The 23,802-nt window shown below is 59.1% G+C and carries 20 protein-coding genes; 6 read left to right on the top strand and 14 right to left on the bottom strand.

The features are described 5' to 3' along the window. Positions 1-22: 22 nt before the first annotated feature. From prpC to HOP52_RS13490, 3 genes are read right to left on the bottom strand one after another with little or no spacing between them, the layout of a single operon-like run. Positions 23-1,150, bottom strand: coding sequence for a bifunctional 2-methylcitrate synthase/citrate synthase (gene prpC / locus HOP52_RS13500; RefSeq protein ID WP_238977915.1), 1,128 nt, complete (start codon positions 1,148-1,150; stop codon positions 23-25). Positions 1,151-1,202: 52 nt separating this feature from the next. Beyond that, a complete protein-coding gene (gene prpB, locus HOP52_RS13495; protein ID WP_238977914.1) occupies positions 1,203-2,096 on the bottom strand; it encodes a methylisocitrate lyase in 894 nt (297 codons plus the stop codon). Positions 2,097-2,130: 34 nt separating this feature from the next. After that, the gene (locus HOP52_RS13490; RefSeq protein ID WP_238977913.1) at positions 2,131-2,850 is read right to left on the bottom strand and encodes a GntR family transcriptional regulator; all 720 of its coding nucleotides are present in this window, start codon (positions 2,848-2,850) and stop codon (positions 2,131-2,133) included. 233 nt (positions 2,851-3,083) lie between these two features. Between HOP52_RS13490 and pabB the strand changes: the two genes are divergently transcribed. Then, positions 3,084-4,442, top strand: coding sequence for an aminodeoxychorismate synthase component I (gene pabB / locus HOP52_RS13485; RefSeq protein ID WP_238977912.1), 1,359 nt, complete (start codon positions 3,084-3,086; stop codon positions 4,440-4,442). A gap of 112 nt (positions 4,443-4,554) precedes the next feature. Beyond that, positions 4,555-5,283: a phosphoadenylyl-sulfate reductase gene (locus HOP52_RS13480; protein WP_238977911.1), complete on the top strand. Its 729-nt coding sequence runs from the start codon at positions 4,555-4,557 to the stop codon at positions 5,281-5,283. 111 nt (positions 5,284-5,394) lie between these two features. Here the strand turns inward: HOP52_RS13480 and cysB are convergent, their stop codons facing one another. After that, a complete protein-coding gene (gene cysB, locus HOP52_RS13475) occupies positions 5,395-6,366 on the bottom strand; it encodes an HTH-type transcriptional regulator CysB (protein ID WP_238977910.1) in 972 nt (323 codons plus the stop codon). 286 nt (positions 6,367-6,652) lie between these two features. Here cysB and trxA point away from each other — a divergent pair, with 286 nt between their 5' ends. After that, a complete protein-coding gene (gene trxA, locus HOP52_RS13470; protein ID WP_238977909.1) occupies positions 6,653-6,976 on the top strand; it encodes a thioredoxin in 324 nt (107 codons plus the stop codon). 85 nt (positions 6,977-7,061) lie between these two features. Here trxA and HOP52_RS13465 read toward each other — a convergent pair whose 3' ends face one another. Then, positions 7,062-8,174 (bottom strand): AI-2E family transporter, encoded by a 1,113-nt coding sequence (locus HOP52_RS13465; protein WP_238977908.1) that lies wholly within the window; start codon positions 8,172-8,174, stop codon positions 7,062-7,064. A 200-nt stretch (positions 8,175-8,374) separates the two neighbouring features. Here HOP52_RS13465 and HOP52_RS13460 point away from each other — a divergent pair, with 200 nt between their 5' ends. Continuing rightward, positions 8,375-9,154 (top strand): SIMPL domain-containing protein, encoded by a 780-nt coding sequence (locus tag HOP52_RS13460; protein ID WP_238977907.1) that lies wholly within the window; start codon positions 8,375-8,377, stop codon positions 9,152-9,154. A 197-nt stretch (positions 9,155-9,351) separates the two neighbouring features. On the opposite strand, the gene serS is transcribed toward HOP52_RS13460, so the two are convergent. After that, positions 9,352-10,629, bottom strand: coding sequence for a serine--tRNA ligase (serS, locus tag HOP52_RS13455; protein WP_238977906.1), 1,278 nt, complete (start codon positions 10,627-10,629; stop codon positions 9,352-9,354). Between the two features lie 347 nt (positions 10,630-10,976). Here serS and ydiJ point away from each other — a divergent pair, with 347 nt between their 5' ends. Both ydiJ and HOP52_RS13445 read left to right on the top strand, forming a co-directional pair. Next, positions 10,977-14,174: a D-2-hydroxyglutarate dehydrogenase YdiJ gene (gene ydiJ / locus HOP52_RS13450; RefSeq protein WP_238977905.1), complete on the top strand. Its 3,198-nt coding sequence runs from the start codon at positions 10,977-10,979 to the stop codon at positions 14,172-14,174. Between the two features lie 81 nt (positions 14,175-14,255). Further along, positions 14,256-14,456 (top strand): DUF2905 domain-containing protein, encoded by a 201-nt coding sequence (locus HOP52_RS13445; protein WP_238977904.1) that lies wholly within the window; start codon positions 14,256-14,258, stop codon positions 14,454-14,456. Positions 14,457-14,486: 30 nt separating this feature from the next. Here the strand turns inward: HOP52_RS13445 and HOP52_RS13440 are convergent, their stop codons facing one another. From HOP52_RS13440 to HOP52_RS13405, 8 genes are all read right to left on the bottom strand, one after another. Continuing rightward, a complete protein-coding gene (locus tag HOP52_RS13440) occupies positions 14,487-14,735 on the bottom strand; it encodes a hypothetical protein (protein WP_238977903.1) in 249 nt (82 codons plus the stop codon). 120 nt (positions 14,736-14,855) lie between these two features. Continuing rightward, the gene (locus HOP52_RS13435) at positions 14,856-16,379 is read right to left on the bottom strand and encodes a GGDEF domain-containing protein (protein WP_238977902.1); all 1,524 of its coding nucleotides are present in this window, start codon (positions 16,377-16,379) and stop codon (positions 14,856-14,858) included. A gap of 243 nt (positions 16,380-16,622) precedes the next feature. After that, positions 16,623-17,273: a glutathione S-transferase family protein gene (locus HOP52_RS13430; protein WP_238977901.1), complete on the bottom strand. Its 651-nt coding sequence runs from the start codon at positions 17,271-17,273 to the stop codon at positions 16,623-16,625. A gap of 115 nt (positions 17,274-17,388) precedes the next feature. Further along, positions 17,389-17,622 carry a hypothetical protein gene (locus HOP52_RS13425; protein WP_238977900.1) on the bottom strand — a complete coding sequence of 78 codons (234 nt, stop codon included), beginning with the start codon at positions 17,620-17,622 and terminating at the stop codon, positions 17,389-17,391. 98 nt (positions 17,623-17,720) lie between these two features. Continuing rightward, a complete protein-coding gene (locus HOP52_RS13420; protein ID WP_238977899.1) occupies positions 17,721-20,207 on the bottom strand; it encodes a P-loop NTPase in 2,487 nt (828 codons plus the stop codon). 98 nt (positions 20,208-20,305) lie between these two features. Continuing rightward, positions 20,306-22,024 (bottom strand): hypothetical protein, encoded by a 1,719-nt coding sequence (locus HOP52_RS13415; RefSeq protein ID WP_238977898.1) that lies wholly within the window; start codon positions 22,022-22,024, stop codon positions 20,306-20,308. Between the two features lie 54 nt (positions 22,025-22,078). Then, positions 22,079-23,158: a DUF4297 domain-containing protein gene (locus tag HOP52_RS13410; RefSeq protein ID WP_238977897.1), complete on the bottom strand. Its 1,080-nt coding sequence runs from the start codon at positions 23,156-23,158 to the stop codon at positions 22,079-22,081. A gap of 130 nt (positions 23,159-23,288) precedes the next feature. After that, positions 23,289-23,600: a cupin domain-containing protein gene (locus tag HOP52_RS13405; RefSeq protein ID WP_238977896.1), complete on the bottom strand. Its 312-nt coding sequence runs from the start codon at positions 23,598-23,600 to the stop codon at positions 23,289-23,291. Positions 23,601-23,802: the final 202 nt, after the last annotated feature.

Raw genomic sequence — 23,802 nt, 5'->3', positions numbered from 1 at the left:
CCGTCCGGATGGCGGCGATCGATCAGTCGCGCTGCTCGATCGGCACCCACTCGCTGTGCTCGGGGCCGACATAGTCGGCGCTCGGACGAATGATGCGGTTGTTGGCGCGCTGCTCGAAGACATGGGCCGCCCAGCCGGTGACGCGCGAACAGACGAAGATCGGCGTGAACAGCTTGGTGGGAATGTCCATGAAGTGATAGGCGCTGGCATGGAAGAAGTCGGCGTTGCAGAACAGCTTCTTCTCGCGCCACATCACCGCCTCGACGCGCTCGGAGACCGGATAGAGAACGGTGTCGCCCACGTCCTCGGCCAGCTTCTTCGACCACTCCTTGATAATGGCGTTGCGCGGGTCGGACTCGCGATAGATCGCGTGGCCGAAGCCCATGATCTTCTCCTTGCGGTCCAGCATGCCCATGATCTCGCGCTCGGCCTCGTCGGCGGAGGTCCAGTTCTCGATCATCGCCATGGCCGCCTCGTTGGCGCCGCCGTGCAGCGGGCCGCGCAGCGAGCCGATGGCGCCGGTCACGCAGGAGTGCATGTCGGAAAGCGTCGAGGCGCAGACCCGCGCGGTGAAGGTCGAGGCGTTGAACTCGTGCTCCGCGTAGAGGATCAGCGAGACGTTCATGACGCGAGCATGCAGCTCGGAGGCCGGCTCGCCGCGCAGCATGTGCAGGAAGTGCCCGCCGATGGAGGCATCGTCGGTCTCGGTCTCGATGCGCACGCCGTCGTGGCTGAAGCGATACCAGTAGCAGATGATCGAAGGCAGCACGGCCAACAGGCGGTCGGAGACATCCTGCTGCTCATCGAAGCTCTGCTCGGTCTCCAGGTTGCCCAGCATGGAGGCGCCGGTGCGCATCACGTCCATGGGGTGGGCGTCCTTGGGGATCTGCTCCAGCACGGTCTTGAGCGCCTGGGGCAGACCGCGCAGGCCCTTGAGCTTGGTGATGTAGGCATCCAGCTCTGCCTGGTTGGGCAGCTTGCCCTTGAGCAGCAGGTAGGCGACCTCCTCGAACTTGGCCTTTTCGGCCAGCTCCGCGATATCGAAGCCGCGATAGGTCAGGCCGGCGCCGCTCTTGCCAACGGTGCACAGGGCGGTGGTGCCGGCACTCTGGCCGCGCAGGCCGGTGCTGCTGGTGGGGTTATCTGCCATGGTCAAGTCTCCTGGTCGGTCATGTTTTTTTCGTCACTGGCGGCGCCGGTGTTCAGGCGTCGGCGCCCTTCTCGGCGAACAGCGCATCGAGCTTCTGCTCGAAGCTGTGGTAGTTGAGGAAGTCGTAGAGCTCATCGCGGGTCTGCATGATGTCGACCACATCACGCTGGTGACCGTTGTCGTGGATGCTCTGGTAGACCTTGAGCGCCGCGGCGTTCATGGCGCGGAAGGCCGACAGTGGATAGAGCACCATGCGACACCCCACCTCGCCCAGCTCCTGCTGGGAGAACAGCGGGGTGGCGCCGAACTCGGTGATGTTGGCCAGGATCGGCGCGTCGACCCGCTCGCAGAAGGCCCGGTAGTCATCCAGGGTGTGCACCGCCTCGGCGAAGATGGCGTCGGCACCGGCCTCGATACAGGCCTGGGCGCGCTCGATGGCGGCGTCCAGTCCGTCCTTCTGGAAGGCGTCGGTACGCGCGATCAGGTAGAAATCCGGATCGATCCGCGCATCGGCGGCGGCCTTGACCCGGTCGACCATCTCCTGCTGGGAGACGATGGCCTTGTTGGGACGGTGACCGCAGCGCTTCTGGGCCACCTGATCCTCCAGGTGCACCGCGGCCACGCCAGCGCGCTGCATCTCCTTGACGGTGCGAGCGATGTTGAAGGCACCGCCCCAGCCGGTGTCGATGTCCACCAGCAGCGGCAGGTCGGTGGCGCCGCAGATGCGGTGGGCGTCCTGAACCACGTCGTTCATGGTGGTCATGCCCAGGTCCGGCAGGCCGAAAGAGGCGTTGGCCACGCCGCCGCCGGAGAGGTAGATCGCCTGGTGGCCCACGCGCTCGGCCATCATGGCGGTATAGGCGTTGATGGTGCCGACGATGGACAGCGGCCGGTTGGCCTCGAGGGCGGCGCGAAAGCGTGCACCGGGAGTGGGTTGAGTGGTCATCTGGGTTCTCCTGTGGCGATTGTACCGGGCAGCCTTATGAACTGGTCTCGGCGGGGTCTTTGTGCTGGGCAAGGGTCGCGGCATAGCGGTCGACGACGTTGGCCCGCGAGGCGCTGACGTGGCGGCGCATCAGCAGCTCGGCCAGCTCGGCGTCGCCGGCCTCGATGGCATCGACGATGCGGTGGTGCTCGACGAAGGCCCGCTGGGGGCGCGAGCCGCTGGCGCTGAACTGGGTGCGATAGAGGCGCACCAAGTAGTAGAGGTCGTCACAGAGCATCGTCATCAGCATGCGGTTATGGCTGCCCTGGACGATTCGGTAGTGAAAGTCCAGGTCGCCCTCGCGCTGATAGTAGGCCTCGCCCTTGCGCAGGTCGGCCTGGCGCTCGTGGACCGCCAGCACCTCGCGCAGCCCGGCGATCTCCTCGGCGGTCATGTGTTCGGCGGCCAGCCGCGCGGCCATGCTCTCCAATGCCTCGCGCACGTCGAACAGCTCGAGCAGCTCCTTCACCGAGAGCTTGACCACCCGGGCCCCCACATGGGGCACCCGCTCGATCAGGCGATGGGCCTCCAACCGGCGCATGGCCTCACGCAGGGGACCCCGGGAGATGCCATAGGTCTTGGAAAGCCCCGGCTCGGTGATCTTGCTGCCTGGCGCCAGCTCCCCGCGGACGATGGCATCCTGAAGCTCGTGGAAGACCCGCTCGGCCAGGGTACGAACTTCCGGCGTGTTCTGTTCTGGTGCGACTGAGTTCATGGCGATTGTCGACAATTAAATGATGAGAGAACTTTAGACACTGCCTTGTCATCGGTCAACCGGGCGACAAGGCCGATATGCTACGCCTTTGGTTGTAGACAACTCTACACCGCCGGGGTTTGCTGTCGACAATAGCCCAGCGTTGACAGGGAAAACGCAGGAGGTCGCCAGCGGATAGGACAAAGTCGGGCATGATCCCTAGAATGGTGCGCCTGTTCAGAAAGGCCCCGGCGATGACTACAAGACTCGAGATTACCCCGCTCCCCTACCGCCCCGACCCGCTGGGCTACTTTGCGGCGCTGCGCCACCGCCCGGGCGCCGTGCTGCTGGACAGCGGGCGCCCCGTGGCCCCCGGCGGTCGCTACGACATTCTGTCGAGCGACCCGCTGCGCACCCTGAGCATCGACGACCGCGGCCGGATCAGCGACGACGACCCGCGACTCGCCGGGCTCGCTCCCTTCGCCGCCCAGCAGGTGCTGCTGGACAGCCTCTCCCTCGAGGTACCCGCCAGCGAGCTGCCCTTTCTCGGCGGTCTGATCGGCTACTGGGGGTATGACCTGGGCCGCTGCCTGGAGCCCGTTGCCGGCCAGGCACACCCCGTGGTGTCGCTGCCGGCCAGCCGGCTCGGCCTCTACGACTGGGCGCTGATCCAGGACCACCAGGCGGGCGAGAGCTGGCTGGTGGCCAGCGCCGAGCGCCGGGGCCAGGTCACGGCCTGGCTGACGGAGCCGCCCCGGGAACGGCCCGCCTTCCGCCTGCAGGCGCCCTTCGTCGGCGAACAGGACCGCCAGGGCTACGCCCGGCGCTTCGATGCCGTGCAGGCCTATATCCACGCCGGCGACTGCTACCAGATCAACCTGGCCCAGCGCTTCAGCGCCCCCTTCACCGGCGACCTCTGGGACGCCTACCGCCGGCTGCGCCGCGCCACCCCCACCCCCTTCTCCGGCTATCTGGCCTGGCCCACCGAACGGGGCGAACAGGCCATTCTCTCGCTGTCGCCGGAGCGCTTCCTGCACTGCGCCAGCGACGGCCGGGTGGAGACCCGCCCCATCAAGGGCACCCGCCCCCGCGGCGCCAGCCCCGAGGAGGACCGCCGGCTGGCCGCGGCACTCGAGGCGAGCCTCAAGGACCGCGCCGAGAACGTGATGATCGTCGACCTGCTGCGCAACGACCTGGGCCGGGTGTGTCGCCCCGGCAGCGTGCGGGTGCCCCAGCTGTGCGGGCTGGAGAGCTACGCCAACGTTCACCACCTGGTGAGCATCGTATGCGGCGAGCTGGCCGCCGGGCGACGGCCGCTGGACCTGCTGGCGGCCGCCTTTCCCGGCGGCTCCATCACCGGCGCCCCCAAGGTGCGCGCCATGCAGATCATCGACGAGCTGGAGCCGAGCCGGCGCAGCGTCTACTGCGGCAGCCTGGGCTACGTGGACGTGCGCGGCCACATGGACACTTCCATCGCCATCCGCACCGCCGTGGCCGATGCCGGCTGGCTGCACCTGTGGGGCGGCGGCGGCCTGGTAGCGGACTCCGACGTGGACGCGGAGTACACCGAGACCCTGGACAAGATCCGCCATCTCATGGGCGCATTGGAATAAGAATCACCATCGCTAAGCACATAATGGAATATAAGCGTCAAACCAATCGGTATTGGGGACCCGCCCCCCGGCTTTGCTAGGGTAACGGCCATCGACCGTACTGGAGGGTAGGATGTCGAACTTCGACCCCAATCGCTTCGTCCTGGAGCATGACCAGGACACCCCCAAGGAGATCCTGCGCGCCGCCTATCAGGCCTTCGGCGAGCTGACGGTCTCCTTCTCCGGCGCCGAGGACGTGGTGCTGATCGACCTGGCCCTCAAGGTGGCCCCCAAGGAAGCCGTCCAGGTCTTCGCCCTGGATACCGGCCGCCTGCACCCCGAGACCTACGCCTTTATCGAGCGGGTCCGCGAGCACTACGCCATCGAAATCGACGTCCGCTCGCCGGACGCCGACGCCGTGCAGGCCATGGTCCGCGAGAAGGGGCTGTTCAGCTTCTACCGCGACGGCCACCAGGAGTGCTGCGGCATCCGCAAGGTGGCGCCGCTGCGCAAGCGGCTGACGGGGCTGCCGGTGTGGGTCACCGGCCAGCGCCGGGACCAGAGCCCCGGCACCCGCTCCAGCCTGCAGATCGCCGAGCACGACACCGCCTTCGGCAGTGAGGCGAGCCCGCTCTACAAGATCAACCCGCTGACCCACTGGTCCAGCGAGGACGTCTGGACCTACATTCGCATGTTCGACGTGCCCTACAACCCGCTGCACGAGCGCGGCTTCGTCAGCATCGGTTGCGAGCCCTGCACCCGCCCCATCCTGCCCCATCAGCACGAGCGCGAAGGCCGCTGGTGGTGGGAAGACCAGGGCGGCAAGGAGTGCGGCCTGCATAGCACCAACCTGGGCCGCTAACCGAGCCAGGCAGCTTTCTTGCAACGCCTGAAACGCCGAAGGCGCCGCAATCGCGGCGCCTTCGGCGTTTCCAAGGGGCGGACAGGGCCTGGGCTCTGTCTGAAAAGTCGGCTAGCGCATCGGCAGCTCGATCTCATCGAACAACCCCTCCTCATGGCGCGGGCCGGCGGCCAAGGCCGCGTCCACCAGGTCGCGCTCGAGGTGGTTGGCAAAGCCCTTGACGAAGTCGTACATGAAGCCGCGCATGAAGGTGCCGCGGCGAATACCGATCTTGGTGGTCGAACTCTCGAACAGGTGGCCGGCCTCCAGGGCGACCAGGTCGGTGTCCTGCTCCGGGTCCACCGCCATATGGGCGACGATGCCCACGCCCAGGCCCAGCCGCACATAGGTCTTGATCACATCGGCGTCGGCGGCGGTGAGCACCACGTTGGGGGTCAACCCCCGGGCACGGAAGGCGTCGTCGAGCTGGGAGCGCCCGGTGAAGCCGAACACATAGGTGACCAGCGGGTGCTCCGCCAGCGCCTCCAGGGTCGGCTCGCCGGCCTCGGCCAGGGGGTGCCCCTTGGGCACCAGCACGCAGCGATTCCAGCGGTAGCAGGGCAACAGCACCAGGTCGTTGAACAGCTCCAGGGACTCGGTGCAGATGGCGAAGTCGGCCTGGCCGTCGCTGACCATCTGGGCGATCTGCTTGGGCGTGCCCTGCTGCATGTGCAGCGCCACATCGGGGTACTTGCGGGTGAACTCGCCGATCACCGGCGGCAGCGCATAGCGCGCCTGGGTATGGGTGGTGGCGATCGACAGGCTGCCACGGCGCTCGTCGCTGTGCTCCTGGGCCACCTGCTTGATGTTGTCGGTCAGGCGGAGCACCTGGCCGGCCAGCTCGACGATGGCCTGCCCCGCCGGGGTGACGCGCGTCAGGTGCTTGCCGCTGCGGGCGAATATCTCGACCCCGAGCTCATCCTCGAGCAGGCGGATCTGCTTGGAGATGCCCGGCTGCGACGTGAACAGGCTCTGCGCCGTGGCCGACACATTGAGGTTGTGGCGCGTCACTTCCCAGATGTAGCGCAGCTGCTGAAGTTTCATGACGGTTGTGCCTCCCGTTACCACCGGAATCGGCCGTGGCTGGCGCCTCAGGGGCCGATCACTAATGCTTTATTGAAATAACTGCACATCATATGATTACTTTATAGCATATTAAAGACGCCTGGGGAGACCCGTCCTGCCCCGCCGCCGCCTCACCCTCCACTATGGGGGCCATGGACAGGACGCATTTGCCAGCAACCCGGCCGACCGCTACCATCTGCCGACCGGGCGTGGACGCCACGCCGAATCTTTCGCTCGATGCAGCGCAACGCAACTGGAGAATCACATGGCCAATAACGTCGATGTCACCAATGCCAACTTCGAGCAGGAAGTCCTCAAGGCAGACAAGCCCGTGCTGCTGAAATTCTGGGCCCCGTGGTGCGGCCCCTGCAAGGTGATGGCCCCGGTCATCGACGAGGTCGCCGAAGAGCGTTCCGGCAACCTCAAGGTCGTCAGCATCAACGTTGACGACGCGCCGGAAATCGCCGCCGAGCAAGGCGTGCGTGGCGTCCCCACCGTCATGCTGTTCAAGTCGGGCACCAAGGTCGCCTCCCTGGTGGGCGCCCAGTCCAAGTCGCAGCTGGCGCAGTTCATCGATCAGAACGGCTGATCACCCCTCCCCCTGTCTACCCTGACGCAATCGCCCCGGCCTTTTGGCCGGGGCGATTGCGTTATGAAAGAGGCGCTGGAGCGAATCAGGGCTGCCTTCCACGCTCGGACGGCGGCCGGTCGGCCTTCTCGGCGGTGGGCTCGTCGTCGATCAGCCGCTCCCCCGGCCCCAGCAGGTGGGCGATCCAGCGGGTCTGCGGGTGGCTGTCCAGGGCGATCTTCAGGGTCATGGTCAGCACCACCGAGAGCAGCATCCCCACCACTCCCAGCACCCAGCCCCACACCACCAGCGAAAGAAAGGCCACCAGGGTGGAGAGCCCCAGGGCCCGCCCCATGACCTTGGGCTCCACCAGGTTACCGAGCACGAAATTGATCACCAGGTAGGCCGAGGCCAGCACCAGCGCCTGCAGCACGCCGCCCTCCTGGGAAACCAGCAGCAGCAGCACCGGCGGAATCGCCGCGATCGCCGAGCCGATATTGGGAATGAAGTTGAGCGCGAAGGCGAGCACCGCCCACAGCAGCGGAAAGTCTACGCCGACCAGCCGACAGGCGACCCACACCAGCAGCCCGGTCACCAGGCTGATCAGCGTCTTCACCGCCAGATAGCGCTTGAGCGTGCGGCTGAACTCGTTGAAGCGGCGCAGGCTGGGCGCCGGGTTGGCCAGTACGCGGGTGAGCTTGTCGCGGATGTTCAGCGTCTCGAAGAGCATGAACACCACCAGCAGCCCCACGATCACCGACTGCATCACCAGATTGCCCAGCTCGCCGATCACCTTCGGCACCCAGGTCTGTACCACCTCGATATCCAGCATCTCGGCGACCCGGCCGGTGTCGATGGCCAGCCCCAGGCCGGCCAGCTTCTGCAGCAGATCGAGGTAGAGGTCGTTGAGTCGCTCCTCGATGCCGGGCAGGGCTTCGACGAAGGTGCCGAAGCTGTTGACCAGCAGCAAGGCCAGCAGCAGCAGGATCGCACCGATCACCACCAGGGTCAGCCACACCGCCAGGCGCAGGCTCAGCCCCAGGCGGTTGAGCCACTGTACCGGCGCGGTGCACACCACCGCGATGAACACCGCCAGCAGCAGCGGCACCACCAGGCTGGCGCCCGCCTTGAGGCCGGCAATGATCACCACCAGGGCGGCCAGCGCCAGCGTCAGGTTCAGCGGTATGCTGCGCGCCTGCTCGTGATTGCTCTCGGGCATGCCAAGATCCCTTCGGTCGTGGGCTCTCTCATCATGCCGACTGCGGCGGCAAGAGACAAACGCCACGGCCGGGCAACGGTGCAGAAAGCGTGGACATCCGTCAGGCGAAGGAACCCGGGGCCGCGCCGCGCTTCCAAACAGCACGCGACGCCCCTGACCCCACCTATCCACCCGCGTCGCGCTTAGAGCAAGGAGGCCCCATGTCACTTATTACCCTACCCTTTCGCCCCCGGCAGCTGCTGCTCGGCGCCCTGCTGATCACCGCCCCGCTGCTCACCTCGACGGCGCTGGCCGGCGATAGCCGCTCGCGGCTCGACGTCCAGGCCGAGGCCCAGCTCGAGGTGGTGCCCGACCGCGCCACCCTCAGCGCCCGGCTGTGGGAGCGCACCCCCGCCATTGCCCGTCAGGACGACATCGCCACCGACCCCGAGGCCCTGCGCGAGGCCCGCGACCGGCTGGAGACCCGTGCCTCCGAGCTGATCCAGGCCATGGAGGCGGCTGGCGTGGCGCGCGACGCCATCACGGCCGGCTCGCTCAACGTGCAGCTCGAACACCTGGCGGCCCCGCGGGACGACCGCGGCGAGCGCGAGCCGATGGTGCGCACCCGGCTGGAGCGCCCCTTCGAGATCAAGGTGAATGATCTGGAGCAGCTGCCGGTGCTGCTCGACGCCCTGACCACGGCCGGGGTCAACGCCTTGGACGGCGTGGCCTACGACCTCGCCGACCGCGAGGCGGCCACCGACGAGGCGCTGGTCAAGGCGTTGGAGAAGGCGCGCCACAAGGCCGAGCTGATGGCGGGCACGCTGGGCGTCTCGCTGGGTCCGGTGCTCAGCGTGAGCGAGACCCGCTCGCCGGTGTTCCAGCCGCGCATGATGGCGATGAGCGCCGATGCCCGGGAGAGCGCGCCCCAGGTGGAGTACCGCCCCGGCACCCTCTCCATCGAGGCCGGGGTCAGCGTCAGCTGGGAGATTGATGAATAGGTGCGAGGTACGAGGTGCGAGGTGCGAGGTGCGAGGTGCGAGGTGCGAGGTGCGAGGTGCGAGGTGCGAGGTGCGAGGTGCGAGGTGCGAGGTGCGAGGTGCGAGGTGCGAGGTGCGAGCCAGGATGCCTTGAAAACACCAGGAGCAAGCCAAGGGGGCTTCCTTGAAACTTGCTCCTGGTAGCTGCCCGAAGGGCCTCAAGCGTTAATGGTATCGACCCCGCCCATATAGGGCCGCAGCGCCTCGGGCACGCTGATGGAGCCGTCGGCGTTCTGGTGGTTCTCCATCACCGCGATCAGGCAGCGGCCCACCGCCAGGCCGGAGCCGTTGAGGGTGTGCAGCAGCTGCGGCTTCTTCTGCTCCGGATGGCGGAAGCGCGCCTGCATGCGCCGCGCCTGGAAGTCCTCGCAGTTGGAGACCGAGGAGATCTCGCGGTAGGTCTGCTGGCTGGGCAGCCACACCTCCAGGTCGTAGGTCTTGGCGGCGCCGAAGCCCATATCGCCGGTACAGAGCGTGACAACGCGATACGGCAGCTCCAGCGCCTGGAGGATCGCCTCGGCGTGGCCGCGCATCTCCTCCAGGGCCGCGTAGCTGGTCTCGGGCTCGACCAGCTGCACCATCTCCACCTTGTCGAACTGGTGCTGGCGAATCATGCCCCGGGTGTCGCGGCCGTGGGAGCCCGCCTCGCTGCGGAAACAGGGCGTATGGGCGGTGAGCTTCATCGGCAGCGCCCTGGCGTCGAGGATCTCGTCGCGGGCGAAGTTGGTCAGCGGCACCTCGGCGGTGGGAATCAGGTGATAGCCGCGATCATCGTCGAGCTGGAACAGGTCCTCGCCGAACTTGGGCAGCTGGCCGGTCCCAAAGAGCGAAGTCTCGTTGACCATATAGGGCACGTAGCACTCTTCGTAGCCGTGCTCCAGGGTCTGCTTGTCGAGCATGAACTGGGTCAGGGCGCGATGCAGGCGGGCGATGGGGCCGCGCATCACCGCGAAGCGCGCCCCGGTCAGCTTGGCCGCCAGGTCGAAGTCCAGGCCGCCCTTGAGCGCGCCAAGGTCAACGTGGTCGCGCGCCTCGAAACCGAGTTCCCGGGGGGTGCCCCAGCGGTGCAGCTCGACGTTCTGCTCCTCGCTCTCCCCCACCGGCACGCTGTCGTGGGGCAGGTTGGGCAGGCCGCTGACCAGGGCCTCCCACTCGGCCTGCACCTCGGCCAAGCGCGCCTTGGCCGCGTCGAGCCGGTCGCCCAGGTCGGACACCTCGTCGAGCAGCGGCTGGATATCCTCGCCGGCCGCCTTGGCCTTGCCGATCGCCTTGGAGCGGGTGTTGCGCTCGTTCTGCAGGGTCTCGGTAGCGGTTTGCAGCTCGCGGCGCTGCGACTCCATCGCCTCGAGACGCTCGGTATCGAGGTCAAAACCCCGTTTGGCCAGTCGTTGGGCGACCCCGGCGAGGTCGCTGCGCAGCAGTTTGGGATCGAGCATGGCATCCTGTCCCTGAAAACGGTGAAAAGTCGGGAAAACGGCGGAACATTGTAGGCAAAAGGCCGTCCAGGCGCCACGCCGGACGCTCAGATGCCAACCGCAAGAGGCGCCGGGGACAAGCCGAAGGGGAGGTCCTGCGCCAGGGACGGCGCCGGTAGCGTACAGGGAGGTATTTACAGCGCCTCCCCGGAGGCTTGTCGACGAAGCAGCTTCGAGCCGCCTTGCTGTCTGCGATAGCCCTCGCCAGACATCGCGGGGTGCAGGGCACTACCCAGACACGATAAAGTAGCGGGTATTCCCCGCCGGCCCGCCTCGCCGGGCAGCGTCAAACGACTCAAGAAACCACCATGATCGCACGACTGGACACTACCGACGTTGGCTCCGCCCCCGGGCTTGCCGCTCCTTACCTGCGCTTTCTCGAGGCGCTCAAGGCCGCCGGCTTCGAGGGCGAGATCGCCCCGGACTACGCCGACCGCACGGTGCTGGCCACCGACAACTCCATCTACCAGCGCCTGCCCCAGGCGGTGCTCTACCCCAGGCACGGCGAGGACCTCGCCCGCATCGCCCGCCTGGCCGCTGACGAGGAACACCGCCAGGTGGCGCTCGCGCCCCGCGGCGGCGGCACCGGCACCAACGGCCAGTCGCTCACCGACGGCCTGGTGGTGGATGTCTCCCGGCACATGAACCAGATCCTCGAGATCGACGTGGAGAACCGCCGGGTACGGGTCCAGGCAGGCGTGGTCAAGGACCAGCTCAACGCCGCGCTCAAGCCCTTTGGTCTTTTCTTCGCGCCGGATCTCTCCACCTCCAACCGCGCCACCATCGGCGGCATGATCTCCACCGACGCCAGCGGCCAGGGCAGCTGCGAGTACGGCAAGACCCGCGACCATGTGCTCGAGCTCGAGACCCTGCTGCTCGGCGGCGAGCGGCTCGTGAGCCGCCCGGTGGAGGAGGCGGAGCTAGCCACGCTGTGTGCCCGCGACGACATTATCGGCCGGGCCTACCGCACCGCCCGGGAGATCATCGACACCCAGGCGGAGCAGATCCGCGCCATCTTTCCGCCGCTCAACCGCTGCCTGACCGGCTACGACCTGGCGCATCTGCGGGACGCGCACGGCCGCCTGGACATCAACAGCCTGCTGTGCGGCGCCGAGGGCTCGCTGGGCTTTCTCGACGAGGCGGTGCTCAACGTGCTGCCGATCCCCAAGCACTCGACCCTGGTCAACGTGCGCTACGCCGGCTTCATGGACGCCCTGCGCGACGCCAAGGCGCTGATGGCAAGCTCTGCCAAGCCTACCTCCATCGAGACGGTGGACGACAAGGTGCTGTGGCTTGCCATGGAGGACTTCGTCTGGGACAGCGTGGCCGAGTTCTTTCCCAGCGCGGATAGCGACGGGGATGGCGACGGCGAGGCCGGCACCGCCACGGCCACCCGCCAGGCCGCGGCGATTCGCGGCATCAACCTGATCGAGTTCAACGACGACGACCCCGACCGGCTCAGTGAGCGAGTCGCGGCCTTCTGCCGCCACCTCGAGGCGGACGCGACGGTGGAGCGGCTCGGCTATACCCTGGCCGAAGGCCGCGCCCAGATCCAGAAGGTCTACGCCATGCGCAAGCGCGCCGTGGGCCTGCTCGGCAACGCCAAGGGCGAGAAGCGCCCCATCCCCTTCGTGGAGGACACCGCGGTGCCGCCGGAGCACCTGGCGGATTTCATCAGTGAGTTCCGCGCCGCCCTGGACGCCCGGGGCCTCGCCTACGGCATGTTCGGCCACGTGGACGCTGGGGTGCTGCACGTGCGCCCGGCCATCGACATGAAGGACCCCGCGCAGGAGCGGCTGATCCGCGAGGTCTCCGACGAGGTCGCCGCGCTGACCCACAAGTACCACGGCCTGCTGTGGGGCGAGCACGGCAAGGGGCTGCGCTCGGAGTACGCCCCCAAGTTCTTCGGCGCCCTCTACCCCAGCCTGCAGCGGGTCAAGGCCGCCTTCGACCCCCACAACCAGCTCAATCCGGGCAAAATCGCCACGCCCCATGCCGACGGAGCATCGGGGCCAGGGCGCAGCGAAGAGAGCATCAAACTCATCGACCCGGGCCTTTCGACCATCGACGGCGTACCCACCCGCGGCCAGTACGACCGCACCATCGACGAGCGGGCCTGGCAGGCCCACGCCGCCACCGTCTACTGCAACGGCAACGGCGCCTGCTATAACTACGACCCCGACGACGCCATGTGCCCGTCGTGGAAGGCCACCCGCGACCGCATCCACTCGCCCAAGGGGCGCGCCAGCCTGATCCGCGAATGGCTGCGCCTGCAGGGCGCGGCCGGGGTCGATCTGGTGGAAGAGTCGCGCAAGAAAAAGGCCGAGGGCGCCTGGGGCTTCGTGCGCGACCTCCCCAAGCGCACCCTCAACACCCTGCGCCGCAGGCGCCAGGCCGACTTTTCCCACGCGGTCTACGACGCCATGGCCGGCTGCCTGGCCTGCAAGTCCTGCGCCGGCCAGTGCCCGGTGAAGGTCAACGTACCCGACTCCCGCGCCCAGTTCCTGGAGGTCTACCACGGCCGCTACCTGCGCCCGCTGCGCGACTACCTGATCGGCGGCACCGAATTCATGATGCCGGCGCTGGCACGGATTGCCCCGCTCTACAACGCGGCGCTCGGTCACCGCCTGGTGGACCGGCTGTTGGCCGGCCCCATCGGCCTGGTGGACAGCCCCAAGCTCTCCCGGGCCCGCTTGACCAAGCAGCTCGAGGCCTGGGGCGTGGCCGAAGCCACCCCCACCTCGCTGGGCCTGCTCAGCGAGGCCCAGAAGGCGCGAAGCGTGGTGATCGTGCAGGACGCCTTCACCAGCCACTTCGAGGCCGAGCTGGTGCTGGACATCGTCGAGCTGCTGGCCCGGCTCGACGTCAAGGTGTTCGTGGCGCCCTATTCGCCCAACGGCAAGCCGCTGCACGTGCAGGGCTTCTTGGGCGCCTTCGAGCGCACCGCGGAAAAGCAGGCCAAGCGGCTGCGGGCGCTGGACGAGTTCGGCGTGCCGCTGGTGGGTATCGACCCGGCCATGACCCTGACCTACCGCCAGGAGTACGTGAAGGCGCTGGGCGCCGACGCCGTGCCCGAGGTGCTGATGCTGCAGGAGTGGCTGGTAACCCTGGCCCGCCGGCTGGTGCCGGCGGGGCTCGACCTGGCCGGCGCCGGGATCGAGGACCCGGGCTACCGGCTGCTCTCCCACTGCACCGAGACCACCAACGCCCCGGGCAGCCCCAAGGCGTGGCAGCAGCTGTTCGCCGCCTTCGGGCTGGAGCTGGAGCTGCTGAGCACCGGTTGCTGCGGGATGTCGGGCACCTACGGCCACGAGGCGCGCAACCGCGCGACCTCGCAAACCGTCTACGCCCAGTCGTGGCAGCCCAGGGTGGAAGACACGGCCAACGCGGGTAGGCTGCTGGCCACCGGCTACTCCTGCCGCAGCCAGGTCAAGCGCTTCTCCGACACCGCCCTGCCCCATCCGCTGCAGGGGCTGCTGGCAGTGCTGCGCCGCGTCAGCTGGTAGTGGGCGTGGCGCCGGCGGCTCGCCCGCTGGCGCCGTGTCGCCCCCAAACGTCAGTCGAGTGATCGGAGAAGGAGTCCGCTCATGTCCCGCACCCTGATCATCATCGGCCTGTGCATCGTCGCCATCGGCATTCTCTGGCCCTGGCTCTCCAAGTTGCCCTTCGGCCAGTTGCCGGGCGATATCGCCATCCGCCGTGAGAACATGTCCTTCTACTTCCCGATCACCACCATGATCCTGATCAGCGTGATCCTGTCGGCGGTGCTGTGGCTGTTCAATCGCTGAGCCCCGCCATTAGACGGGGCGGCTGCCACCTCAAGTCGATGCATTGCCATTCGGTGGCGATTCCCCGCCATTCGTCAGAAAGTGCCGTGCCGCCTGGCCACAGACCCAGAAAATACCGGCGAGGATGATAAAGAACAGGCTGCCTGAGACGAGGTTCCAGCTGATTGGCTGTCGATCGACAGCGATCAGATAGATCAGGCCGGCCACCAGAGCGAACATCACCACGACGGCGCCTGCCACGAAGAGAAAGTACAGGATGATGCCGATCTTGTTTCGCATGTCCATCTCCTCAAGTGTCTTAAGGATTCCCCCCTCAGCGTAGACTATTTCGGTGAAAGCTCATCCTTCCTCCGCCATGGGCGGGTTTCACGCTATTGTCGAATGCGACGCATGGCTGCCTCAATGGTACCGACTCCTCCCGGGCAGCTGTTTGGCCGGCTCGCCGTCCTCATCAGCGAGGACGACCCGGTCCCTGCCGCCCCGCTTCGCCGCGTACATGGCGAGATCCGCCCGGGCCACGAACGCCTCGGCCGTGTCGCTGGGCCGGAATTTGGCGATACCGGCTGAACAGGTCTGCCCGCGGGGTGTGCGTTTGCGCATACGCTCCACCACTTGCCGTGCCTCATCCATGCCGGTATCCGGCAGCACCACCACGAACTCCTCTCCGCCGATACGGGCCAGCAGATCCGACTGGCGCAGGACGGAACGCCATACGCCCACCATCTCCTCCAGCATGGCATCTCCGGTGGCGTGCCCGTAGGTGTCATTGAAGCGCTTGAAGTAGTCCAGATCCATGAAGGCCAGGCTAAGAGGTGAACCCGAGCGCAGAGCGCGGGACATCTCCCGTTCCAACTCGTCATCGAAATGCCGGCGATTGGCGGCACCGGTCAGCGGATCCGTGCGCGAGAGCCTCTTCAGCTCATCGGCCTGACGCTGGGTTTCGTGCATCAGGCCGGCCATGCGATGGATCACCAGCAAAAACAGCAGGATCGAACCGATGGCGGCAACGCGGACGACCTCGACATCGACGCCGGCCGTCATCAGAATCACCGCCGGTGCCAGCATGGCGGCCGCGCCAAGCACGACCAGGCGCTGAATCGAGAGTTCGGCGATAGGGACATGGGAACGCGGCTCGATTGATGCCGACGGATGCCACACCGCGGCCACGATCAACACATAGGCCACCAGCCACAGACCATCGGTGATACCGCCAGGCCCGTACCAGCCCGCCGAATTCCCGTGAGCGTAAAGCATGTCGGCGGCCAGATAGGCCAGCATGCCCACCAGCAGGAAAAGATGGGCAGTGGCTCGGGCGCGATGCAGGAAGATCAGCCTGAGGATCAGCGGCAACAGGATCAGATCGGCAACCGGATAGGCCGTCGAGACCAGCAGCTGCGCCAAGGTGAGATCGGGGTCCTGCAGGTACGGGGCGATCAGCAGCGCCCACCCCGGAACGGCCGCCGCGACACCCACGATGAGCGCATCGCTGAGGGCGCCGTCGCCCCGGTCCCGGCCGCTGCGATGCCCCAACTTCCAGAGCGCGGCCATGAACAACGGATAGACAGCGAGATAGAAGGCATCGGCAAGCGATGGGAAGGGCTCCAGGCCACGCAGATCCAACCAGAACCAGACGACATGACCGCCCGCGGCCAGCCCCAGCGCACCGGCGATCAGCAGCCAAGCGGGCGGGCAGAACAGCCGCCGCCGGCGCCTCACGGCAACAAGGACGGCGAACGCCGCAAGCGCCGTGGTCACCACATAAATCGCGCTGGCCAGGTGCCCGTAGGGAATCACCACATAGAGCAGCGTCAGAACGAGCCCGCCGCCGAGCAACCATCGCCAGGCACCGGACCCGACAAGCGCGTCAACCGGCGCGGCATAGCGATCCGTAGTGGGGTCAGGATCAACGCGCGACTTGTTCATCATGAACCCGCTGCGTCACGATCAAATTTTTTTTAGCTGTCATCTATCAGGTCTTCCATACGGCCATCGGGCTTGGAGATGAAGATGGCGATGGCTGGGTCGCTCTGCGAAAGGCCCATTGTAGCGCATTATTGGCGCGGGTGAGAGCGCGTAATTTAAGGTTACGACTGTATATTACAACGCCTTGTCCACCAAAATATTAAGAGCACATCAAATCATTTTCCCGAGTGGAGCTACTACTGGTTATATCCCGACTTCGGCCATCTCGATCGTCTCGGGCTCCACACGAGCTTGCTCGAACCACTCGAGCACCTTTTCATGGCTAAGCAGGCATTGCATGTATTGCGAGGCCGTTTCTGAAAGATTGATCCCGTAGGTATCGAAGCGGGAAGCAACCGGAGCGAACATGCAATCAGCAATGGAAAACTCCCCAAACAGCCAGGGTCCAGCACCTGCATAGATGCCCCGGTACCTCGACCAGATTCGGTCCATCCGGGCCACCTCCGCCGCAAGATCTTCGCCAAGGGGAACATGGCGTTGGCTGGCACGGCAGTTCATCGGCAACTGACCACGAATCTCCGGAAAGCCAGAGTGCATTTCAGCACTGCAGGATCGGGCTTCCGCCCGCGCACGAACCGAACCCGGCCACCCGCGACCCTCCAGGTAGTGTTCTGAAATGTACTCGCAAATAGCCAACGAATCCCAGACTGTTAGATCACCGTCCTGAAGGACCGGCACCTTCCCCGCTTCGGTATACTGCGCAAGAGTCGTGTGGGTATCGTCCTGATCCAAGGGAATCCGGACTTCTTCAAAGGGCAATCCGTGATGGGACAACAGCAGCCATGGCCTCATCGACCAAGACGAATAATTTTTATTGCCTATTATCAGCTTCAAAGTTCGCTCCTTCAGGTATAGCGCCGCAGCACAGCGGCAACAGCGAAGCTGTTGTCCAGCACCGCAGGTGCGTGCTGATGCGACTGGTTATGTGAACGATTCAAATGAACCTGCCTCAACTGATTAAACTATCGAACCCGTCAGCTTTAATTGTGCGCTTTACTTCATCTAACGCAGCTGAATCCGATTCAAATTCATCATCCCAGACAAGCGAACTATTCGATTCGTCGATGACTTCCAAAATCCAGCCGCCGTTATCACCGCGATAAATATCAACCTGGATAGTTTTCTCGCCAGCTGTGATCGACTGCGACAGCGGGCTCATTTCAAGTTCGAACTGTTCGGTCATTATTCAACCTACTTACGATAATTAGTTCACATAACGCTTGTAACACGTGACCGGAAAGCCGAAGGCTTTTTGGGTCACGTGCTTACACTTGGTATAGCTTATATCGCGGAATCTTCATTGGGAACTTCAGGCCAACGCCCATCTATATAAAATTTAGCCAAGCTACTAGCGGCTTGGTCTAGACGGCTACTTGTATGCGAATTTTTTAATCTTCTGATTTGGTCATGGTATTGCTTCGCTAAAACTTTTGCTTCACTAATATAGCTCAAGTGTTCCATGACTTTAACATGCCCTTCAGCAAGAGTGATTATTGGATACCTGTCAAATGCATTTATATTGGATGAATGAAGCCGGTTCAGCACCGACTCCGCTTCAGAAAAGTGCGCCATAGAAATGACTTCATCATGCGTTCTGCATGCAAGTATTATTCTCTGTTGCGCAAGGGCATGCTCGATATGGGGTGATTCAGGAAATGCTTCGAATGCCACTCTTAGCTTTTCGAATGCATCTTCGTTTTTATCAAATGACCGTAAAGCAAGACCGTACTGCATAAGGAACAACCCTTCATGTTCAAACGTTTTTTCAAAACGCTTGTATACCGACAGTACTTTTTCTTCGTTATTATTAAGAACTCTCTTTAAATATCTTGCATTTACTAAATGCTTGTAGATGGTAGACTCATTCCTGGAGATGTTTTTCACGATGGGGAATTTGTATACCGAAAATGCCTCTATATAGGCATGAATTGCTGAAAGGATATCCTCTTGCGATACATATAACTTAAAAAGTCTCTCTATATAAACTCTGTGTCTAGTTGTTAGCTTTCCATTTTCATAAGCAACAATTCCGTCCATTCTAGATGCAACATAATGAACATTCGGATTACAATCAAGGGAATGCATAGCCCTTGTTAAAGTTGACTCGCTGGCTGGAACTCGTTGTGTCGTTGCTAGACCTGTCAATAGCAGCAGTGCTTTTTCCGATTCACACGTAATTGCTTTATAATCCTTTTGAATAATCTTGTTATAGCCTTCTCCAGATGTTGCTTCTATTAGTCCTATTAACAACTGCTTCTTGGATTTTTTAAGTATCTCGATCTTTCTGTTCTTGGCTGACATTTTCGCTAGCCTGGTCCAGTTTCCAAACTGTTTCAGCTTTTCAAGAATTAGATCTGCGTCACTTTCCGCTATATGTGATATATCAGAACTCGTTGTTAAGAATTCTTCAACGTGTTCTTTTACTCTAGAGTTCCAAATTTTTGGATTTTCTGAACTAATAAAAATAGCTTTATCAGATAATGCGGACTTAATGACTTCTGATAACTGAATTGCCACATCTCCAATTCGCTCTATTACTAAATAATAGGGACTTTTATTTCTCTCATCTAACTCCCGAATTAGATCTTTGAAATTATCTTTGTACTCTTCAAGAAAGTATACGTTTCGACCGCCTTCGTCAGCCAACTTTAATGCCAACTGTTTCAGTGCGGTCGTTTTACCACATCCAGCTGTACCAAAGAGAACATGGAGTTCAAGCGGCTTTGGTTTATTTTTTTGCAACACTGAGGTAAAGAAATTTTTCACCCCTTTAAGATTTGCAGGAACTTCATCGAGGATGTCGAACCAAGATGGTTTGAATCCCTTATAAAACTCCCTGATTTCACTGTCATGAGATCTGCTTTCCATAAGCGCTAGGGCTGCCCGACTGACTGGCGTTACACCAGAGAAAAGTGATATTCCACCTCCACCACTTCCCGAGCTTGCCAGACGAAGTTCCGGCCTAGTATTTAGAACAATATCCTGCCCTGTTGGTGGAGTATCGAATTCTGATTTGAGCCAATCGATAAGATCTTTTAGCGTTCCCTCTATATGATGAATGTTGGAAGCTTCTAAAGCTGATTTTTTCATTTTGCTAAGACTTGGTATAAGAATGTAGCTTTTTAGATCTGTGCTTCCAGTCTTAGCCTTATACTTTTCGATCTGATGCGAAAATAGAGGCTCTTTAAGTTTTGTTCCGATAAATATAAAAGTATATCTATGATAATCTCTTGCTAGTTCATTGTACCACAGAGGCTCATTTGTTGAGCCCTTAGCATACTCTTGTGCTGAGAATATATAACCATCAGAAGGATTATTGACATCTCCGTTTAGCTTTATGAAGTCTAATGTTTGGTAGAATTGGTCAGGATCAACAACATTGTCATTTCTCTTTCTTACATTAAACTTTCTTTTATTGATGGAATAAGCCGCTTTCTCAAATCCATCATCGATATTTAGTGAATAAATTCTGAAAAAAGGATACTTTACAAGCTCGCTATATTCATTAGATGGAGTACAATGTTTGTAGTGTCTTTCGAAGATGCTTTGCACCTGTGATCCAAGCTTTCTCTTGGCTGCAGCGTACACATCTGATAAATCATCGCCATCTTCAAACTCATCTCCCATTTCCTCAGCAAGGATTTTTGCCAAATCCCAACCTAACGGCGGATCATCCTTAAGTGAATTCTTGCAGCCTTTCGACGCGCCAGCTCCCAATAGTAGAACTAACCGCCCATTAAGTAGTGCGTTTTTTATGTGCGGACTCATCTTATCCCTTTTTAGTTGAAAAGTTGTCGGAGCTATAACGATCGCGTTTGCGGCTGGTTTGGAGCGCAGCGGAAAACCAGTCCGACAACATGCGATTGTTATACGCTACTTATATCCATTTCGAATAGGCCAGAATATTCAGAGTCGATATATTTAAACAAATCTCGACTTAGCAAAGAGTGCTCAACATCTAAGTATATTATTTTTGCTTTATCTTTAAGTGGCTGCAATTTCTCTGAATCCATACCACATACAAATAATTGCGCCCGCTCTGGAAGCTCTTGGAGTAACAGCGATACAATGCTATCGTAATGTTTAGCAGCCTGCTCATGTTGATTTGGCGTATCAATAACAAAAGGGCACAATACATGTTCGCCATATTTGTCAATCAAGTTATATACACTCATGTAATAGGCAAGCATGGCTCTAGTTGACTCTGCTGCCCCCCCACTTGCTGCGACTTTAGAATGATTCTCAGGAGATTTTATTGAGCTTGCATTTACTCCAAATGCTTTCAACTTAGCTAAGTAATGAGGAAACAATTTCTGAAATTTTTCTTTAACTTTCTTTCTGTTTTCTTTTGATCTTTCAACTCTTTCTTTAACTAAATTCTTCTCTTCAATAGTCAGGTTATGCAGCCTTTCTACTTTATTGCTTCTACTGCCTTCCACTTTTTTTTTCACTGAATTCGAAGCGATGATTTCAAGAATAGAGGAAAAGGATCTGTTGCCACCCTTATCCGAAGAGTATTTTTGATCAAGCTCTCTAATGTTTTCCCTCACTCCATTGAATTCGATGGTCTTTTTTTCTATTTCATCATTTAACAATAGGATATCTGAGCCGAGTCTAGCAATTATATCTTCGGATTGATTTTTATCTTGAAGCAGTGAAAATCTATTTACAATTGAGTTATCGTGAATAACTCCACATGTTGGGCATTCAATATCTTCTCCCAGACTTTCGGCAAATTCATAGTCCTCACTCGCCTCCATGCATGCATTTTTAGCCACAATAATTTGTGATTCTATGTGAGCTTTATCAGCCCTAAGTGTGGCCAACTCTTCAAATAGCACCTCTTGCTGGAAGTGGAGATCCATAATCTCGACATTTATCTGCTCTTCGATTTCATTTAGCTCATCATCTTCTATAACCACACCAGTTTCCGCTGGAAATTCACTAACAACTGAGATTGCAGTGTCTAGGCGATCAATCTCTTTTTTGACGTCCGACGCCTCTACCTTTTTCGAGTATATTTCTTCAGTTTTATCGAAATAATCTTTTCCCGTCATGCCTGTATGGTAGGGTATAATTGTCTTTTTCCAATTTGAAAACTGCCCTAAATTACCAAAGCTTACCCAAGCATTTGCCCAGCTTTGTTTTTGATCTATGTAGAAAGGTAAAAAATAGTACGCGGGAGGTGGTGTAACAATCTCTTCCTTGTCACGAACTGCTAGCAATGCGTTAAAATTTAGCAGCGCCATAATCTCAGTTGAGAAGCCTGCTCCAACTGAAGAAAACTCCTTAAATTTATTTTCGCTGTCTTTTAGAATAAACCGATTTCCATGTCTAGCCAACTGGTATTTATTTCCTCTAACCTCAAAATCTAATACAACTCGACAATCAAGGGCTTTCCATTTTTCGTCAAACTGTGGCTCGCAGCCCAAGCACCAAAATATGCTTTTTACAAGTGAAGACTTTCCAACACTATTCTTTTGCTTTGACAGCACCAAGTTGTAATTCTTTGAGAAGTCGAACTGTGCCGCCTTCTTTTCTATCTTGCTTATTATTGTTAGCCGATTGAAATACATTTCTTTCATTAGCTTCTTTCCTCAAATTTCTTACCAATCGCTTATAACTAAAACTATTTTCCCTCATAAATCAACACCTTCCAGAAACTCATATAGGAAAGCTCCTGTTAAATCCTCAGAACTGGGGAAATATGAAATTGTCTGTTCATTTAGCTCTTCTACAACAGCCAATTCGAGCTCTTTTGCATTAGAGTGCGTAGAAGAAAGCTTTTCTATTTTATCTACAATATCCATTGACACTTCTCTTAAAATACTTTCCCTACTTGCAATTTTTTTGGCGTAATAACGATTAAATCCACTAACAACCTTTCTTCTTGCTATAGATTTTAGTGAATACTCATCCTTTAAAACATGTATTAATTCAGTAACAAGGTTTTCGTCGGGTTTTCGACTTATATACTGCTCGATAACTTCTGAAAGCTGCTTGCTAGTAATTGCTTTTTTTCTGATTGCGTCATCCCAATTTTCATAATCGAAGATATTTTCGCCTTTTCTATTTAAGTCCCTGATAATGCAATCATAGATAGAGTTAGAGTCATATTTAAAACCTGGCGCCAACTTACTTATTAACGCACTGATTTTTCCTTCAACAACGTGATCAAATCCTTTTTCAGGCAAATCTGGAATAATAAAAGCCAGCTTTTGGCAAAAACCTGACGCCCCTTCTAAGTGCGCTATACATTCCGCGATTTTTTTTGCTTCATCTTCACTGAGCTGACCTGATTTTATCACCTCGTAATCGAAGCCTTTCTTATGCAGATCAAAGCTATAACCTCCAGTTGATACAAAATTCACCTTTGTTATTTTATCTGAATATGACTTACCACAACTGCTACTCGCCAATTTTTCAACCAGGGACTGTGGCTCAGTTTTCGATACCTTTGTGAGACTATGTATAGTATGCGTTTTCGATGTTGCTTTGACTTGGTTGAATTCAAAAGAAGTTGTATCCACATTGAGAGAGTTTGCTATGGTGATATCTTCGTGCTCCTCAATGAATAGCGCGAACTCATTACCATGCTCATACTCACCCAACATGCGGCAAAATGCCCAATGATATTGAAAATTATACTTCCTAAAAGTAGGGCCACCTGATTTTTCTCTCTTTGGTTCAAGCCCCAAAGGGTTAGTTTTGCTTCCCATTTGTTTTAAACCCCTCTTCAAGCCTTTGACCCTAACGATGTTTTACCTGATTTTAGCTAAAGGCGTATAACGCCGCGCTCTGCGGACATTTAGGAGCGCAAGCGAGTAAATTTTCCGCAGCAGCGCTTGGTTATACGCTATCTTCACTTTCAACCACCAGAACTCTTACTTCCCCTCTAGGGTGAGCAACGTGCTCTGTACCAACTGAAGCAAAGAAAATATCACCAGTATTCAATAAAACTGACTCTTCTTCGCCATTCAATCGATAGAGCATTTCAACCTGTCCATCCAATACGACGAACACTTCTTCACCATCATTAACATGCCACTTATACGGTTGATCTGTCCAATGCAAGCGGGTCGTTATGCCATTCATATTGGCAATATCCGTTGCTCCCCAAGCACGCTCAGCCTTAAACTCTTTACTTCTAACTACTTTCATTAATCCTCTCCGAAAGTGGACGTTACGCCACTCGTATAACAGCGTATTCAACACCGCGTTCTATGATTGGATAAACGCGCCGGCACGTTTATCCGGTAAATGTAGCCCGCCGCCTGCTGCCAACCCACTGATTTCAAAATATATTAATTATAGCTTGACTACCTATGCAGAATTCGCGCGCCTGCCGCTTTTGTCGATTTCA

This window comes from Billgrantia campisalis, assembly GCF_022341425.1.
Classification (GTDB): Bacteria; Pseudomonadota; Gammaproteobacteria; order Pseudomonadales; family Halomonadaceae; genus Halomonas; species Halomonas campisalis.
The sequence above is the reverse complement of the archived record's forward strand: the minus strand, read 5'-3'. Positions and strand labels throughout refer to the sequence as shown.